General features: G+C 65.1%; 15 protein-coding genes and 1 tRNA gene. 6 read left to right on the top strand and 10 right to left on the bottom strand.

Features of this window, described 5'->3' with window-relative positions:
• Positions 1-133 precede the first annotated feature (133 nt).
• On the top strand, positions 134-910 hold the full coding sequence (locus HLK59_RS13155; RefSeq protein ID WP_171141562.1) for a hypothetical protein: 777 nt from the start codon (positions 134-136) through the stop codon (positions 908-910).
• A gap of 361 nt (positions 911-1,271) precedes the next feature.
• Here the strand turns inward: HLK59_RS13155 and HLK59_RS13150 are convergent, their stop codons facing one another.
• Positions 1,272-1,787 carry a hypothetical protein gene (locus tag HLK59_RS13150; RefSeq protein ID WP_171141561.1) on the bottom strand — a complete coding sequence of 172 codons (516 nt, stop codon included), beginning with the start codon at positions 1,785-1,787 and terminating at the stop codon, positions 1,272-1,274.
• Between the two features lie 187 nt (positions 1,788-1,974).
• Here HLK59_RS13150 and HLK59_RS13145 point away from each other — a divergent pair, with 187 nt between their 5' ends.
• Positions 1,975-3,438: a recombinase family protein gene (locus tag HLK59_RS13145; RefSeq protein ID WP_206327084.1), complete on the top strand. Its 1,464-nt coding sequence runs from the start codon at positions 1,975-1,977 to the stop codon at positions 3,436-3,438.
• Between the two features lie 165 nt (positions 3,439-3,603).
• Here HLK59_RS13145 and HLK59_RS13140 read toward each other — a convergent pair whose 3' ends face one another.
• The 4 genes from HLK59_RS13140 to HLK59_RS13125 form a co-directional block, all read right to left on the bottom strand.
• Positions 3,604-5,157 carry a replication initiator gene (locus tag HLK59_RS13140; protein ID WP_346779721.1) on the bottom strand — a complete coding sequence of 518 codons (1,554 nt, stop codon included), beginning with the start codon at positions 5,155-5,157 and terminating at the stop codon, positions 3,604-3,606.
• A 100-nt stretch (positions 5,158-5,257) separates the two neighbouring features.
• A complete protein-coding gene (locus HLK59_RS13135) occupies positions 5,258-5,455 on the bottom strand; it encodes a hypothetical protein (protein WP_171141560.1) in 198 nt (65 codons plus the stop codon).
• On the bottom strand, positions 5,452-6,753 hold the full coding sequence (locus HLK59_RS13130; protein WP_171141559.1) for an FtsK/SpoIIIE domain-containing protein: 1,302 nt from the start codon (positions 6,751-6,753) through the stop codon (positions 5,452-5,454). The genes HLK59_RS13135 and HLK59_RS13130 overlap by 4 nt, the downstream gene beginning before the upstream one ends.
• Positions 6,753-7,100, bottom strand: a complete 348-nt coding sequence (locus tag HLK59_RS13125) for a hypothetical protein (RefSeq protein ID WP_171141558.1) — start codon at positions 7,098-7,100, stop codon at positions 6,753-6,755. Before HLK59_RS13125 ends, HLK59_RS13130 begins: the two co-directional genes overlap by 1 nt.
• Positions 7,101-7,264: 164 nt before the next feature.
• Here HLK59_RS13125 and HLK59_RS13120 point away from each other — a divergent pair, with 164 nt between their 5' ends.
• A complete protein-coding gene (locus tag HLK59_RS13120; protein ID WP_171141557.1) occupies positions 7,265-8,044 on the top strand; it encodes a GntR family transcriptional regulator in 780 nt (259 codons plus the stop codon).
• Between the two features lie 1,004 nt (positions 8,045-9,048).
• Here the strand turns inward: HLK59_RS13120 and HLK59_RS13115 are convergent.
• The gene (locus tag HLK59_RS13115) at positions 9,049-9,612 is read right to left on the bottom strand and encodes an ATP-binding protein (RefSeq protein WP_171141556.1); all 564 of its coding nucleotides are present in this window, start codon (positions 9,610-9,612) and stop codon (positions 9,049-9,051) included.
• A gap of 264 nt (positions 9,613-9,876) precedes the next feature.
• Here HLK59_RS13115 and HLK59_RS13110 point away from each other — a divergent pair, with 264 nt between their 5' ends.
• A complete protein-coding gene (locus HLK59_RS13110; protein WP_171141555.1) occupies positions 9,877-11,229 on the top strand; it encodes a tetratricopeptide repeat protein in 1,353 nt (450 codons plus the stop codon).
• Between the two features lie 50 nt (positions 11,230-11,279).
• Here the strand turns inward: HLK59_RS13110 and HLK59_RS13105 are convergent, their stop codons facing one another.
• The 4 genes from HLK59_RS13105 to dcd form a co-directional block, all read right to left on the bottom strand.
• Entirely contained in the window at positions 11,280-11,702 is a 423-nt protein-coding gene (locus tag HLK59_RS13105) for a hypothetical protein (protein WP_171141554.1), read from the bottom strand.
• Positions 11,703-11,728: 26 nt separating this feature from the next.
• The gene (locus tag HLK59_RS50940) at positions 11,729-12,715 is read right to left on the bottom strand and encodes a hypothetical protein (protein ID WP_240982369.1); all 987 of its coding nucleotides are present in this window, start codon (positions 12,713-12,715) and stop codon (positions 11,729-11,731) included.
• A gap of 808 nt (positions 12,716-13,523) precedes the next feature.
• Positions 13,524-14,033: a phosphoribosyltransferase gene (locus tag HLK59_RS13095; RefSeq protein ID WP_171141552.1), complete on the bottom strand. Its 510-nt coding sequence runs from the start codon at positions 14,031-14,033 to the stop codon at positions 13,524-13,526.
• A gap of 5 nt (positions 14,034-14,038) precedes the next feature.
• Entirely contained in the window at positions 14,039-14,614 is a 576-nt protein-coding gene (gene dcd, locus HLK59_RS13090) for a dCTP deaminase (protein ID WP_171141551.1), read from the bottom strand.
• 501 nt (positions 14,615-15,115) lie between these two features.
• Between dcd and HLK59_RS13085 the strand changes: the two genes are divergently transcribed.
• Positions 15,116-15,189: transfer RNA gene (locus HLK59_RS13085), tRNA-Gly, on the top strand.
• A gap of 382 nt (positions 15,190-15,571) precedes the next feature.
• Positions 15,572-16,409: MerR family transcriptional regulator (locus HLK59_RS13080; protein ID WP_171141550.1), on the top strand; the 838-nt coding region annotated here is incomplete at its 3' end.

Genomic DNA, 16,409 nt, shown 5'->3' with positions numbered 1-16,409 from the left:
CTGGCAGGACGGCCCGGGCCCCGACGACGACGGCAGCCCATCGCCGTAGACGGCGAGGATTCACGTCTCGGATACTCGGGATGCGCAGGAGGCCTGCTTGCCCCTTGGGCGGCATGCCGGACAGGGGGAGAACTTGCTGGCGAATCTGTTGCCGGGCCTTCGTGACGTCCGAGCGCCACTCTCGACAGGCTGCATCTGGCTCCTGACGCTCTGGCTCCTCCTGGAGGACCGCGTACCCGCCCCGCGACAGGCCCACGGCATCTGGGCTTCGCTGTACCGCCTCGGCGACCTGATAGGTCCCGCCGGAGTGCTCGCGTCCGGAGCCTTCCTCGCCTATCTGATCGGCGCCATGCTTTCCGTCCGCGTGGTCACCGTGAACGCGAAGGAAGCCCCGAAGGCCGCTCGGTTCTGGGACGCCAGGACGACCCTCACACCTCGCGTGTCGCGTCTCGCGTACGACGACCTGGTGGGCTTTCTGCGCGATCAGGGACGCGTGCCCCCGAAACCCGAAGTCGCCGCGAACGGGGATCTGGAACGCGAGCGCGGAGAGCGTCTCGTGGTGAACCTGGCCGCCCGGGACATCCTCGGTGAGACACGCCAGCTGCGCACGAAACTGCTGATCGCCAACTACGACCTGTTCAACGAATACGACCGCGCCGTGGGTGAAGCAGAGTTCCGAAAGAACGTCGCCTACGCCCTCGTAGGCCTGACGGCCACGCTCAGCTGGCTGCAATCCCCCTGGTGGGCACTTCTGTTGATCGTTTCCGCCCGGCTGTACATCGCCGGCGTAGGAAGCGAACGAGCGGCCAACGACGTCATCGTCCAAGCCGTGGTGGCGGACCTCATCACTCCCCTCGCCCTGACCGGGGCCGCGGGTGTCCCGGCTGTCCCCGCGGCGCGGGGCCAGTAGGCGGGACCACCCGAATGCACATCACCGGTCAGCGCCACACAGACTCGACCAGCCTGCTCATCACGGCGCCGCCCAAAATCCGGCAGCAGTAGAGACAGGGGTCGAAAGCCAGGGGCGAAACGATGATCCTCTTCACCTTCGCGGCCTGCGTCAGCCCGACAAGCTCGGCCACGACGGCAGCCAGCCCGGCTGCCTTCGGCCACTGCTGCGCCGGGGTACGCCCAGACGGGCCGACTCGCGAGGTAGGGCACCCGCAGCGACTACGACAAGAGGCAGGCCAGACCGCTTCCCTGTTCTCCCTCGGCGCCTCACCCGATACCCCAACCGGAAGCAGCATGCTCCAGGCGACCCCGCCGGCTGTTCACGATGCGCCGGGAAATCGGTAGTGGCCGACCTCTGGATCCGGCAGGCCGTTCATGCCCAGGTCTCTGCGCATGGCCTCACGAAGATGAGCGTTCTCCCGCCAGAGACCGGCCCGTACCTGAAAGTACGCGTCCCCTCGGAGGTCTGGATCTGCGACAAGCCCGTCCCTCATGTCGGTCAACGCGCGACAGGCTTTCACCGCCAGCTCGATGATCTCGGCCGAAGCAGTGAGGGACAGGCTCTGCCTCAGCCGCCATATGCCCGAGCCGTCCAGAGCCTGATGGAGGTCGGCATAAAGTCGATCATCGGTCGCGCCATCGGATCGGAACACAACCGTCCGCATGTCTGAGTGTCCGCGACTCAGCGCCATGAGGAATTCCGAGTACACGACCCTGCGTGTCTGGACGCCCTCCTTCTCCTGGTCACGACGCCAGCGAATGCGCTCAGCGAGCAGAGCGGAACTCACGCCGACCACGGCACCAGCCAAGGTGCTCACCGGAGATATCCAGTCCACCTGGACGTGCTACCCAGGTGAAGGACTTCCGCTAACGCCGGATGCCGACACGCGCCGATGAAGGCGTACTAGACCGCTTCCTTGTTCTCTTTAGGCGCCTCGCCCGACTTCCCCACCGGAGGCAACACACTCCAGGCTGACTGAACTGAATGAGGGTAGTAGGCTCTTCCCCTTGCATCGTCGCAGCATGGCGCAGGCCGGGGAGGCCCCGACAGTGGCACGCAAGGTGGGGATCTACACCCGCATCTCGCGGGATGACGAGGGCGACGCGTTAGGCGTGGCACGGCAGCGTGACGACTGCGAGCGGCTTGCCGATCTCCGGTCCTGGCAAGCCGTGAAGGTCTACGAGGACAACGACGTGTCCGCGTTCAAGCGCAACGTGGTGCGCGACGAATTCGAGCTGATGTTGAAGGATCTTCGGGCCGGACTGATCAACGGAGTGGTCGCGTACGACCTGGACCGGCTCGCCCGCCAACCGCGTGACCTTGAGCGGTTGATCGAGATCTTCGACGAGCGCCCGCGACTGGAGTTCGCGACGGTCACTAACGACATCAACCTCGCGACACCCGACGGACGGACCATGGCTCGGGTCATGGTGGCGTTCGCCAACAAGTCCTCCCACGACACCTCACGCCGGATCAAGCGCAAGCACTTGGAGTTGGCCCAGCAGGGCAAGTCGACCGGAGGTGCGGCCCCGTATGGGTGGCGCAAGGACGACCGCAACAAGGTCGACCCCGAGGCAGCCAAAGCCATTCGTGAGGCGCAGCGCGATGTACTCGCTGGTGTCCGCATCGGCACTATCCGCACACGATGGCAGCAACAGGGACTCGGAAACCCCCGCGCTGGCACGAAGCGCATGGCACACCATCACGTGGAGCAGATCCTCACCAGCCCTCGTTTGGTCGGCTACCAGACGTACCACCGCGAGATCTTGTTCGGCGAGGACGGCCGCCCCGTCATGGGCGAGTGGGAGCCGATCAACACAGTCGAGGAGTGGGAGGCCGTGTGCGTGGTCATCGCCGAGCGCAAGCGCAAGGATCCAGGCCGCTCTCTAGCCCGCCGGTACCTGCTCTCGGGGATCGCACGGTGCGGGCTCTGCAAGAACAAGATCAGAGGGCAGAACAACCGTCTGTGGAAGCCCGGTTCCAAGGCCACGAAGTACACGTATCAATGCTCCGTCGTCAACGGCGGTTGCGGCAAGGTGGGCCGCGTGGGCGAGCCCGTGGACAGGCTGATTGCTCGGCTGGTACTTGAGGAACAGCGCGAGAAGGCTGCCGCGACAGGCGTACCTATCGAGCAACAGTGGGCAAAGGAACAGGAGTTGGCGGATGTCGTCGGTGACATCGCTCAGCTCTTGGAGGCCGAGAAAACCAAGCAAATTACCGTGTCCACACTCTTGCAGTTGCTGCCTCCGAAAGAACGGCTCCGCGACGAGCTGAGGTTGGAGCGCTCCCGCTTCTTCAAGGAGCAGAAGCAGAAGCAGGCCAAGGGCAACACGGCCGATCTCACAGAGGATGAGTTCTTCGATCTCCCCATTGAGCGCCAGCAGGAGATCATTCTTCACAGCCTGTCAGCAGTGATCATCAATCCGGTCGGGCGAGGGAATCGCAGGTTTGATCCAGACCTGATCGATCCTGTCTGGCGAGAGTGACGCCAAGCGCCATACGGAGGCCCCGGAGTGTCACATCCGGGGCCTCCCTCGTGCGATCACTTCCGATGCAGTCTCCGTACACGCTCCGCCCACTCCCTGTTTCGCACCGGGGCTCGCGCCAGGTGCTTCCTTATCCACTCCTCCCCGCTAATGATCTCCTTCGGCTCAGTCATAGGCCCACCCACCGTTCCGGGACTCGCGGACCATCTCGCGGTTCAGCACGTGCTCTTCGGCAATCCCGACTGCGATGAGCGCGGAACCGGGGGTGTGGCCGGAGCCGACGTAGCGCCAGCTCCGTTCGGTGACCGTGTCGGGGATGTCGGCATGGCCCATGTGCTGGGCGCGTTCGGCGCGGAGCGCTGCGTAGGTCGTGGAGTAGGCGCGGGATTTGGTGAGGATGTGGCCCCGGTAGCCGAGGGCGTGAGTCCAGGCGCGGAGGCGGAGAGATTCGTACTCGGGGAGGCCGCCGAGGCGCCAGCAGGTGCGCATGAGGGTCCGGACGTGTGCGCTGACGAGGGCCGACTCGATGTCGGCGCAGGTCGAGAGCGGGTGGTCTACGCCGGCGCCTGTCTCGCTGGCTCCTTTGGTGACGTACTTAGCGACGTACGAGGCGACCGCGTCATCGTCGGGTCCGTCACCGTCGGCACGCAGGAGCCGGGCGTCGACCTGGACGCCCCAGCGCAGAGCCAGCTCACCCACGGCCGGGCTGTAGGGAGTGCGGACCAGAACCCGCTGCGCGGAGGCGTGCACAGCATTGGTGAGCACTTCGGCCGTGCCCCAGGCCGGGGTTTCGTCGTCGAGTCCAGCCGGGCCGTCGAGGCGGACGACGGCGTGCACGTGGACAGCAGCCCGCTTCTGGTACTCAGCGACGCGGGCGAAGGACAGTCGGGCGTGCCGGGCGAATTGGGACTGTACGAGGCCGACCGAGGAGGCGAGGCGCCGCCTCACGTCGATCACGAACCGGTCCCACAGCTTGGAGGCGTGCGCGTGCCAGAGCACGTGAGCCGGGTAGTCGTAGCAGTCGGGGCACAGCGGTTGGCCGACGTCGGCAGCATCCGGGAAGTGAACGGCGCCGCAACCAAGAGGCCGACCGTGCTCACACCGGCCGCCATCACGGCGAGGGCGACACAGTTCCCCAGGCCGGTGCACGGCCCCGAAGGACGGAGCGGTCAGGGTGACGAAGAGCCGGGGCCGGTATCGGATCGTCTCGGGGATGTTCTTGCCGCCGAGGAGGCCCGTGCGGACGAGGTGGAAGGTGTCTCCGGCGTGGAGACGGGAGCACGGAGCGCAAACGGTCGCGCGCCGGTTGCGACACCGGACGAGGAGGCGTTCGCCGGGTTCATGGCCAGTGTCGTACTGGCGGAGGATCTCGCCGGTTGTGCCGTCCAGGGTGGTGGTCGAACCCGAGAGGTGAATGGGGTGGGAGCAGCCGCCGGTCGCGGTGATCTGCTCCAGCAGGCGGGAGAACTTCGGATCTTGGGCGAGGCGAATCGCGTCGCGGTCTGCTTCGGGAAGCTGACGCAGACGCGCCGCGCGGTCGAGGGCGGCGCGCCTGTCAGCCGGGGTGAACTCCGGGGTGATGGTGGTGGCCTTCCGGGGTGGGCCGCCGCGGCGGCACGTTGGTTGGGTGGTGGTGCGCCGTGAGGCATGGGGATCACTCCCTTGCGTGTGTCGAATAGGGCGGGGTTCAGCGGATGGTTCCGGTGCCCCGGCAGACACGGCAGCGCCGCAGTCGTCCGGTCCAGGTCCTGCGTGCTCCGTCGCCCTTGCAGTTCGGGCACCTCACGCGAGGCATGGGCATGACGTGGGTCCTTCCTGATCAGAAGTGGGAGAAGCCGCTGAGGAACCAGGTGATGAAGCCGTTGATCGTCAGAGCGACGGGCGTTTCACCGAGGTACATGCCGAACAGGGCGATGCAGACCGCTTCCCATGCGCGTACGTCGCGGGAGCGGACGAGGAGGAAGGTGATGATCCCGAAGAGCACGACGAGCGAGATGGCCGTACCTGTGCTGATCACGTTTCGTCTCCTTCCAGCGCTGCGAGGGCGCGGTCTATGGCGGGCAGTTCCGGGGTCAGCGCTGCGTACTTGCGGGCCGTGGCCACGGCCTCATCCGTGTCGGTGAGGTGGGAGCGTGCCCGGCTCCAACCGCCGTCCGGTCCGGTGCAGACAGCCACACCGCGTTCCCCTGCGGTGATCGACTGGGCGACCGCCACGGCGTCCTTGTTCAGGTCGCCCAAGGTCATCTCTGCCGTGCCGGGGTCATTGACCCGATGGCAGATCCGGCCGCCGAGCTGGGCCCGAAGGGCGGTGACTCCGGGCCCGAGGTCGGAGCCGACGCGTTGTCCGGCGACGACCAGGTGCAGGCCGAGTGCGGCCCCGAGCTGGGCGAGCCGCAGCAGGAGCGTGGAGCACTGCTCCGCTTCCGCCCTGCTCTCGCGGGTGCCGTCCGAGAGGTACAGTTCCGCGATCTCGTCGACGATCACGACGACCGGTACCGGCCGGAGCTTGTCAGGCAGCTCCCAGATCGAGCGCACTCCGGCCGCCCGGCACGCGCTCATCCGGTCCTGCATGTCGATCACCAGCGCGGAGAGCACGGCGACCGCTTCGCGTCGGCACGTCGCCAGGGCGCTCAACCGTCCGGTGAACAGTCCGAGTTCCATGCCGCCCTTGCAGTCGATGCCGACCAGGGCGACCGGCTGCGTCGCCAGCTGGGTGATCAGCCGGGCAAGGAGTGTGGACTTGCCCGACCGGGTGGCCCCGGTGATCAGCCAGTGCGGCACGAGGCGCAGGTTCATCACCCAGGCGCCGCCGGTCTCCAGGGCTCCGATGAGTGCTGAGAGGAGTTCGGCCGGAGCCGTGACCAAGCCGGGCCGTTCCAGAGGATCAGTGGCCGTCGCGGCGAGGAGCACGAGCCCGCGTTCCGGTGAGGTGACCCGGACGGCGTGGACCTTCCACGCGTGCACCAGGGCGTCAGCTGCCCTCATGTACGTCGCCGGGGTCTGTCCCGCGTGCAGCCGCACGATCACGGTCAGGCCCATGCGGGTGGCGCGCGGGAACGAGTACCGGGGAGCCACCGGCCGCAGCGGATCGCCCTTGACCACCAGGTCTCCGAGCAGTCCGCGCGGCGGACGACGGGAGACAGCCAGGTCGTTGAGGATGGCGATCTTGCGCCAGGTCGTCAGCACCCGGCATGCGGTGAGCGGGTAGCCGATCAGGTACCAGTGCCAGGCCGGACGATGCCGACGCACCAGGTCACCGACGACGAGCAGCCAGGCCAGCACGGCCAGGGCTAAGGCGAGCAGGATCGGCCCCATCAGGCGTCACCGCCCTTGCCCTGCCCGGAAGTTGCGGGTGTGGCCGTGATGGCGTCGGCGCGGAAGCTGACGCCGTGCCGGTCGCCCATCGACCACATGAACGCGGTCAGCCCGGTGACCTTGACGACGTGCCCCGGCTCGATGCCGCGGGGCTCACCGCTGACGGCGATCTCTATGACGGAGATCCGCCGCCCGTCCGGCCGCACGGTGACGGCGACGGTGTAGACCGGGTTGCCGTCCCGGTCCCTCTTCACCTCCTGTGTCTCAGAGTTGACGATCTTCGCTTCGGGCACGTTGGCGCACCGCAGTACGCCGAGTCGCGCCGTGTCCACGGGAATGGACTGCATTTCTCTGGCCTCCTTGGCCATCGGAACGCCAGCTCTAATGCTGACGTCACTTGTCCTTACGAGTTATGACTATGGAGTTCTGTACGGTGCCTCTGCAACTACTTATGCTGACGAGTGATGTCGCGCGTGCGACGTGACTACGACCTCACACCGGAGATGACCCGATGTCGGAGATCCAGCGCCCCGGAGCCCTCTATCAGCAGGTGGCCGCCGCGATCCGCGAAGCGATCCTGTCCGGCGAGTTCGCGCCCGAGTCCCTGTTGCCGTCCGAAGCCCAGCTCATGGCCCGCTACGGCGTCTCGCGCCCCACGGTGCGCAACGCAGTCGCGGCGCTGCGGGCGGAAGGACTCATCGACGTCCATCACGGCAAGGGCAGCTTCGTACGCTCCAGCGGACAGCCCGCCCTCACCATCGAGCGCCGCATCAGCCGCACATCGGACGGCCGTTTCGTGATGCCCAACGGCGATATCTGGCAGAAGGCCGAGGAGCCGAGCACGTACCGCACCCGTACCACCAAGGCCACCGGCCGACTCCTCCAACTCGGGGAGGAGGAAGCCCTGTTCGGCTGTGACCGACTGCTCATCGACCCGAGTACCGGGACCCGCGCCCTGCACCGCACGCTGATCCCGTTCGAGGTCGTCGAAGCTGTCCCGCCGCTCGGCAAGGAGCCGTGCCATCCCACGGCAGCGATCTACCAGCTGCTCACCCAAGCCGGATACAAGCTGTCGTGGACCGAGACGGTACGCGCGCACATGCCCCTGCCCGACGAGCGCACCGCACTCCAGCTCCCGGACGCAACCCCGGTCCTGCACGTGTCCCGCGTTGCACACGATGCCGACGACCGCCCGCTGTTCCTCGAAGAGCTTCGATTCGGAGCCGACCGCGCCGAACTCGCCTACCGGATCACCGCCGACAAGCAGCCCGCGCGACGCGCCCGCAGCTGAGCGCCGAACAGCATCGGTCGAAACAGCCTTCACTGCCTCAAGGGCGCGCCTGCGGCGCGCCGGGTCGCCCGGCCGCCCCGGCCGGGCGTGCGGCGTGACCGCCGGTCCCGTCCGGTCGCCCGACGCCCCCGCCCGCAGCACACCCAAGAAGCCGAGGCGTCGACCAGCGGTCGCAGGCAGGGGCCCTCGGGGCTGGGGGTCGACGGCCTCCGAGACTTTAGGCAGCCGCCATGGGGCGAGCCTCGAAGAACAGGGGGCCGATCGGGCTCTTGCGGGCAGCTCCAAGGACTGCCCGATCCGCGGGCGAGCGTAAGGCCCCCTGTTCACTCGCCCCATGGCAGCTCCCGCCCAAAGTCTCTGCGGCCGGCGACGTGCCCACGTGCACCGCTCACCAGCAGAAAAACCCTCACGCCGCACCATCGTCGCCGTCCCCAAGGACCTCCAGGAGCCGAGCAAGCCGCTCCACCGCACCAGGCGAACCCAGCAGACGCACGACCCCGCACCCGTCCTCATTCGCGGAAGCCGTGGCCCGTAACTCGAAGGGCTCGAACTCCGCTCCAAGGAAAGCTAAGTTCAGCCGGTCGGCAGCCTTACGGGCCTCACGCCACCCCGCGATGTAGTCGACACCGCGAACCCACACTCCGAGGTCCAGTCCCTCACCGGACCCATCGACTCCCGAGCCAGTCACTTTGCCACGCCCCTTTGAGTAACGGATCGTCAACTCTCTTTGGCCCAGGGCGAATACACAGCACAACGACCCCGGTACCATCAGGCACCGGGGATCGCTGTATCCCCTCCCGGACCACCCCGGTTGCTGCCAGGCGCGGGGGTGGTCCGGTCTCTATATGAGGTTGTGAAGCATGGCCCTCGGGTCCGGGTGGGGAACCCGGCGGACAGTCCCGAGGAGCCACGCCCCGATCACCGGAGGTCTCAGCCTCCGGCCCCTGACTGCCGCTCACTCCCAAACACGTGGGAGTTACGAGGAGGCGACAGCCCGGAGATCATCAAGACGGGCTGTCGTCGACTCCCTCATCAAGGTCGAGGCGGCACCACACGGTCTTGCCGCCCTTGTCTTCGGGCGTCCACCAGGTCGCCGCCGCCAGACGCTGCACGATAAGCAGACCCCGCCCGCTGTCCGGCAAGATCGCCTCTGACAGCTGGCCCAGGAGCCCCGGCGGAAACGTCTCACCCATGGGCAGCAAAGGAGGCGTCGAGTCCTCATCCTTGATGCCGATGAAGAGCCACTTCGGCCACAGCTTCAAGATCACATCGATGCGCCGAGAGCCGCCCGGCTGCGCCAGACAGGGTTCCGGAACCACGTGGTTCACGACATTGCCCACCAGTTCCGAGACGACCAGGCGAGCATCGTCCACGATCTGGCTCATGCCCGAGCGTTCCAGGAACACGGCCGTCATGTCGCGTGCCACTCGCGCTGTGTCGCGGTACTCAGCGAAGAGGGTCAGTGTCAGGAAGTGCCCATCGGAAGACGGATCGGGCACCGCAAACCAATGAGCGAACGCGTCTAACTCCTCCACCACTCGCTCATGCCGCACTCTCCTCGCGTCCATGGCACGGACCACCGTCTCTGGTCACGTCCACCGGGACCCTCCCGGCAGGGTGCCCCAGAGTGCACCTCTGTTCCCGACCGTCGCTCCCCCTAGTGGGGGACCCCCCTCTTGGGGACCCCCGGCCCCTTGGGTATTCCCCGCCCCCACTTGGCCCTCTCCGCTTGGGAGTTCACCTGGGTAGACTCGGCAGACGGACAGGGCGCGAAGATCGAAAGAGCAGATCGACTAGAAGAGACGTTTGGTCAATCACGATGGGGAAGTGAGATGACCGTAGCTGCACCGACACCGGCAGCTCTCCCGCCTCACGTTCTGGAACGCGCAGACGTGCGGTCGGCGATCTCCAACCACGACTTCGGTGAGGTCTTCAGACTCGCCAAGATCCACGGAAGCATCAGCTACGCCAAGATCGCCGAGGCCACCGGCTACAAGCCGGAGCACATCGGCAAGATGGCCCGCCCTGAGACCGATGGCAAGGGCGTCCGCCCACGGATCATCCAGTTCCACAAGATCCTGGAAGTGGTGGACGGCCTACGCATCCCTGGTCACCTAGCAGGGCTCGCCCCCCGCCCATGGGAGCTAGAGCGATCAGCCAGAGCCACACAGCCGGAAGACCCCAGCACCCTGATCGCCCAGGGCGGCGCAGGCATATGGGACATCGCCGAGATGCTGCGCCGCACCGAGATGTCCAACATCAACAGCGTGGCCCTGGAGTCGATCGAGCAGGGAATTGATCAACTGGCCCGTGCTTACCCCTACGCTGACGCCGACTACCTGCACGAGCGCACCCGCAACGGCTTGCAGTACGTGACCAAGCAACTCGAAGGCCGGATGACACTCCGCCAGCACCGAGAGCTACTCGTCGATGCCGGCTGGCTCTTCCTGCTGAACGCATGCGTGCAATACGACCGTGGCCAACGCGAGGCAGCCAACCTCAGCAAGGCCGCCGCACTCCGGATCGGCGAGGAAGCCGGACACGGCGAGATCATGGCGTGGGCATGGGAGATCGAGGCATGGTTCGCCCTCACCCAGAGCCGTTGGCAAGACATGCTCGATGCGGTCGAGGCCGGGCACGTGGCCGACCAAACCCACTCCGTCGGCGTCCAGCTCTACGCCCACAAGGCCCGCGCCGCCGCCCGCATGGGAGACGGCCGACTCGTCCGCGAATCCCTTGACGCCGGGCGCGCCAGGCTGGACCGACTCCCCAGGCCTGACCACCCCGAACACCACTTCATCATCGACCCCGACAAGTGGGACTTCTACGAGATGGACGCCTACCGTCTCCTCGGAGACGACGAGCGCGCCGCAACCCACGCCCGGTCAGTGATCCGCATCAGCACCGGCCCCGACGGAACTGAGATCTCGCCCATGCGAGCGGCAGAGGCACGGCTCACCCTTGGAGTCGCCGCCGCGCGCACTGGCGACATCGAAGAGGCCATCGGCTTGGGTACCACTGCCTTGGAAGCCGATCGCAAGTCCCTCCCGTCTTTGCTTTTAGTCGCCGACGAGCTTGATAAGGAACTAAGGTCCCGATACCCCCGCGAAGCCGCCGCTCGGGACTTCCACGAACAGGTCATGCTTATTAAGCGAGGCACCGCAAGGGCCGAGCTCCCATTTTAATTCCACCCATGATTCATCTGAACTACCCGGCCAAAACCAGAGAAGCCGCACTAGACCGTGAAGGCCATGCCGCACATTAGACAGTGGAGCTCACCTAGTCGATCTTCAATGACCTTGAGCGGCTCAAAGGGATGACATGGTGGTTCAACAATCACCATATCGTCCGGATCGTAGGGTGGCGTCGAAGGCTCGGAGCTAGCAGCACGCGTAAACTTGAGGCCCGATCGTGAAAATTCATACTCTAGCTCATCTTTGACCACTTCCTTTGCCATTTCCTCCATATAGCTCAACTGAGCAGGAGTCCACCAAGCATCTTTCGCGGCAGGCTCGGCACAGTATGGGCAAAAGTAGCTTTCTGGCTCAAGAAAATTTTCCGGCCTCTCGGCTGTCTCACCATAAAACCATTTGAACTCTACCTGACAAGCTGGGCACTCCCGCCGGATGAACCCAGAACCATCGAGCGTAATCTGCAAGGAGAATTCCAAAGCCTACCCCCAGACTAAATGCTGATTTTCGAATAGAAACGAACGTCGCTCCCATCCTCTAGAGTCCCCGTGATCTCCACGTCGAAAATCGATTTCCCCCCACCCATTACGACAACGGCGAGAACTTTCACGTTATCGCCAGGCCTCATTACATCGATAGGGAGATCATTTTCGAGCAGTTGAAAGCTAGAAGCTTCGGGAGGAATTGCCACAGAGACTCCACGGACATCGACAGTACCCGTGTTAGAGATGGCCAGTCGACGACTCCCCCTAGAGCCCTCCAATCGAGCCACCAATCTGGCAGCCTCTTTCCTTTGAGGCGCGCTCTGGAGAATCCTCCCTTTCGGCACTTGCTGTTGGTCGTGATCAATGAGGTCACGTTCATTCAACAAGTTTACAAAGTGGTCATACGTCACGAAGAAGTCATCACGTAGACCGCGAAGACGCGACTCATCCACGCTTGGCTGATATTCCCCAAGCTTGAGTACCCAAGCGTCTTCTGGATGCTCAAACTTCTCAGCCTCGCCGTCAAGCGGATCAGCAAAGAGTAGGTCGATCATTGCTGCCATGAGTTTCCCGCCTGAATGAAGACAAGCAAGCTCCGCTTGGCGAAGATCTGGATCTACGTACTGAATTGGATTTGTCGTCATGCTAGTGAGCCCTGCATCAAACAGGCGCGACGTCTTTCCGCTCACCCTGAAGAAATCTTGAACTCGCAGAGTTCTAACCCAGCCCGCCAGAGGAGGGAGGGCCTGTAGAAAACTCTCTGCTCTAGCGCGATCGCCCGTATGCGCCACGTTCGGCGTTTTACTTGTCATCGAAGGTGCAGCAATACTTGCATATCCGACTTCTTGGTCTGCCGAATGCGCTGAAATCAAGCGCGCACGAAGCACAGCGTAGACAGCATCATTCATGGCATTAGCCCTGATAATGCTGTTGTGATCCCCCGGCAGCATCGAGGTGTGAATGAACGTACTCTGCGCCGAAGCTCTCTTGACCACATTATCTTGCGATCCACCGTATGCCCAGAAAGGGATTCGGCAAGAAGAAGGACCTATACTATTCGCATTGACTATCTGATTCAGAACTGTGCGATGAGTGTCCGTAACCAAGCTATCGAAGGGGCGAAGGCTTTGCTCCTGAGGGTGCCGCTGCCACCAGGACCTACGGAGGCTTAGAGCGAATTCTGACCCGCTGTTCGGGCAGGCGAACAGCACAACCCCTCTGATCCTCTCCAGTTCCTGCCCTCGCCCCTCCATCAGCATTCTTGCCAAATAGCGCTGGACAATTAGCCCGCCTTGACTGTGTGCCACCAAGAAAATAGGGCTTTGATCACCTAGTTGTTCATGTACGAACGTCTTTAGAAGATCGGCAATGTCATCGATTGCCGGGATACGCCGATCCGGTCGGAATCGAACCTTAGGCGATGAGTAGGTGAATTGGTGTGCGGACACGAATGACAGTTCGGTATCCGCCACCATGAGGGACCCGATGGAGTCCCACGTGGCTGGGCTGGAGAAGAGTCCGTGAACGAAGACCACATCGAGGTTGTCCTGCACAGTGCCTGCCCGCCGCTCTCAAACTTGTCGACTCACGCGATGTGAGTAACGAGCCGATTGTGACCCATCTTTGGTTGTTCGCAATAGGTTCTTACCTGAGTCGCGTATGGCGTTGAGTCTTATCCCACTCCGCACCCGCCGAAAGCGGGGCAAGTCCCTATGGCAGGGCCTTCACACCTGCGATAGGCGTCTGGGCTCCAAGTCTGGAGGTTCCCGCCGCGTCGTTGGTGCTGATTGATCACTCCAAGTCTCAGAGTGCGTCTTTCGAAGGCGTGACAGGCGTGCCAGACTTACGGCATGGAGGCAAAACAGACCACGGGAAGTTGATCCACTCATCGGTCCGCTTCCACACGTACTCGCACTTCACCAGCGACTGCGTCTTCTCGTAGATGACGGCGCTGCGGACCTCGGCGACGGTGTCGAGGCAGAAGTCGCGGACCAGCTTGAGGGTCTTGCCGGTGTCGGCGACGTCGTCGGTGATGAGGACCTTTTTGGAGGAGAAGTCGATGGCGTTGGGGACGGGGGCGAGCATGACGGGCATGTCGAGGGTGGTGCCTACGCCGGTGTAGAACTCGACGTTCACGAGGTGGATGTTCTTGCAGTCCAGGGCGTAGGCGAGGCCCCCGGCGACGAAGACTCCGCCGCGGGCGATGGAGAGGACGACGTCGGGCTCGTAGCCGTCGTCGGCGATGGTCTGGGCGAGTTCGCGGACGGCGGTGCCGAACCGCTCGTAGGTCAGGTTCTCCCGTACGTCGCTCACCGCGTTCACACCTGCGTCCGGTGGAAGTTGAGGAAGGAACGGGAGGCCGTCGGACCGCGCTGGCCCTGGTAGCGGGAGCCGTAACGCTCGCTGCCGTACGGGAACTCGGCCGGCGAGGACAGCCGGAACAGGCACAGCTGGCCGATCTTCATGCCAGGCCAGAGCTTGATGGGGAGGGTGGCGAGGTTGGAGAGCTCCAACGTCACGTGCCCGGAGAAGCCGGGGTCGATGAAACCGGCGGTGGAGTGGGTGACGAGACCGAGGCGGCCGAGGGAGGACTTGCCCTCCAGGCGCGAGGCGAGATCGTCGGGGAGGCTGATGACCTCGTACGTCGAGGCGAGGACGAACTCGCCGGGGTGGAGGATGAAGGGCTCGTCGCCCTCCGGCTCCACGAGGCGTGTGAGGTCCGCCTGTTCGATGGAGGGGTCGATGTGGGGGTAACGGTGGTTCTCGAACACCCGGAAGAAGCGATCGAGGCGCACGTCCACACTGGACGGCTGCACCATGGATTCATCGTAGGGATCGATCCGTACCCGCCCGGCGTCGATCTCGGCCCGGATGTCCTTGTCTGAGAGAAGCACGCCCCGAGGATACGCAAGGCGCGCGGATCGGCCGACATCGGTCGCTCCGCGCGCCCGGGTGCTACTCCTTCACTGCTTCTCCAAGGTCACCGGAACGACGCTGCGAAGCCGGGCACAACGCGGGCACCGGACGAGCCGTCCGGGACCGAGCCGCTCGGCCTGCTGCATCGGGAACGAAGCGGTGCTGAACAGGTGCCCATCGGCACAACGGACGACAGTGCGCTCCATCAAGTTCTGGAGTCCCTTCCCCAAGAGCCGCGTCCGGCTGCTGCTCGCCGGACGACAAATGCCACATTACGGGATGGACGGAACGACTCTCCAGGCGGCACTCCGACCTCACCCGGACCCTCTCCCACCCCTCCACCGTACGCCCCAACTCCCGGCCCCCGCAGCCCCATCGCCGCCCCGGAACGCACACAGACCCCGCGGCTCCGGCGCCGGGGGTCTGGCATGGGGTACAGTGACGAGGCGTTCGGACACCGGTCTAAATCGGCGTCTTACGCGGGTGTAGTTTAGTGGTAGAACATCAGCTTCCCAAGCTGAGAGTGCGAGTTCGATTCTCGTCACCCGCTCCACATCGAAACCCCAGGCCAGCGGCTTGGGGTTTGTTTGTTGTCCAGTCCAATTCAGGGGCGGCATGCCCTCCGCGTGCCCTAAGTCGCGGCAATTGGGCACACGGGAGGCGTCGAAGTCGCTTACGCAAAGCCGCAGTTCACGGCAGTCGGCGCAGGCGGCGGCAAGCGTCCGTCTCCACGTCTGCCGTCCCGGCCGTGGACGCGGGGACCGCGCAACACCCCTCGCCCAGCCACGCGTCCCGAGGGTGGCGTTGAGGAGCAGGCCACCAGGAGACTGACATGAGGACGCGACACGGGCTCGCACATCGAGGTCCAGCGCCTGCGAGAACGACGTCGGCCGGGCTTGACCTTCGAGCCGGGTCGAAGGTCTACCGTCGAGGGCATGAGCAGGATGCGCATCTCCCAGCTCGCCGAGCGTTCCGGCGTACCGGCCACCACCCTGCGTTTCTACGAGGGTGCCGGGCTGCTGCCCGCCGACCGGACGCCGTCCGGCTACCGGGTCTACGGCGAGGAAGCGGTCGAGCGGCTGGCGTTCATCGGCGCGGCCAAGCACCTCGGCCTGCCGCTGGAGGAGATCGCCGCCCTGCTCGGGGTGTGGGAGTCCGGCGCCTGCGCGGACGTACGGGCGGACCTGCGGCCACGCGTCGCCGCCCGTCTGGCGGGCGCGGAACAGCGCGTCGCCGAGCTGGAGGCGTTCGCCGCCTCGCTGCGCGGTGCGCTGGAGCACCTCGACGCGCTGCCGGACCGCGCCGGGCGCTGCGATCCCGAGTGCGGCTTCCTGAACCCGGCGACGACCGGCCCCGTCGACGTCGTACTCGGCCCCGGGCGCCCGTCCCCCGAGCGGGAGGACGTCCGAAAGCGGTCCGCCCCCGTGGCCTGCTCGCTCACCGGGGACGGTATGAGCGAGCGGGCGGCACAGTGGCGTACGGCGATCGCTGGAGCCGAGCGCGCCACGACTCCCGACGGCGGGACACGGCTGACCCTGGCCGCCGGCCGGGCCGGAGCCGTGGCCGCCCTCGCCGCGGCCGAGCAGAGGTGCTGTCCCTTCTTCGACTTCCGTCTCCACTTCGACGGCCCTCTCCTTCACCTGGAGGTCAGGGCCTGTCGCTTGTACACATCTGACGCTGCCGACGCGCAGTTTCGTCTATACACCTCTGATACACCGCGCCGTAACACAAAAAAGGTGAGAGCTGAGCATGATACCCACCAGCAACACGAGC

Source organism: Streptomyces sp. S3(2020), from assembly GCF_013044505.1.
In the GTDB taxonomy this organism is placed as follows: Bacteria; Actinomycetota; Actinomycetes; order Streptomycetales; family Streptomycetaceae; genus Streptomyces.
The sequence above is the reverse complement of the archived record's forward strand: the minus strand, read 5'-3'. Positions and strand labels throughout refer to the sequence as shown.

Coding starts and splice junctions, on each gene's coding strand:
- HLK59_RS13120 (WP_171141557.1), top strand. CDS start 7,265: ATGTCGGAGATCCAGCGCCCCGGAGCCCTCTATCAGCAGGTGGCCGCC.
- HLK59_RS13125 (WP_171141558.1), bottom strand. CDS start 7,100: ATGCAGTCCATTCCCGTGGACACGGCGCGACTCGGCGTACTGCGGTGC.
- HLK59_RS13145 (WP_206327084.1), top strand. CDS start 1,975: ATGGCGCAGGCCGGGGAGGCCCCGACAGTGGCACGCAAGGTGGGGATC.
- HLK59_RS13115 (WP_171141556.1), bottom strand. CDS start 9,612: ATGGACGCGAGGAGAGTGCGGCATGAGCGAGTGGTGGAGGAGTTAGAC.
- HLK59_RS13110 (WP_171141555.1), top strand. CDS start 9,877: ATGACCGTAGCTGCACCGACACCGGCAGCTCTCCCGCCTCACGTTCTG.
- HLK59_RS13130 (WP_171141559.1), bottom strand. CDS start 6,753: ATGGGGCCGATCCTGCTCGCCTTAGCCCTGGCCGTGCTGGCCTGGCTG.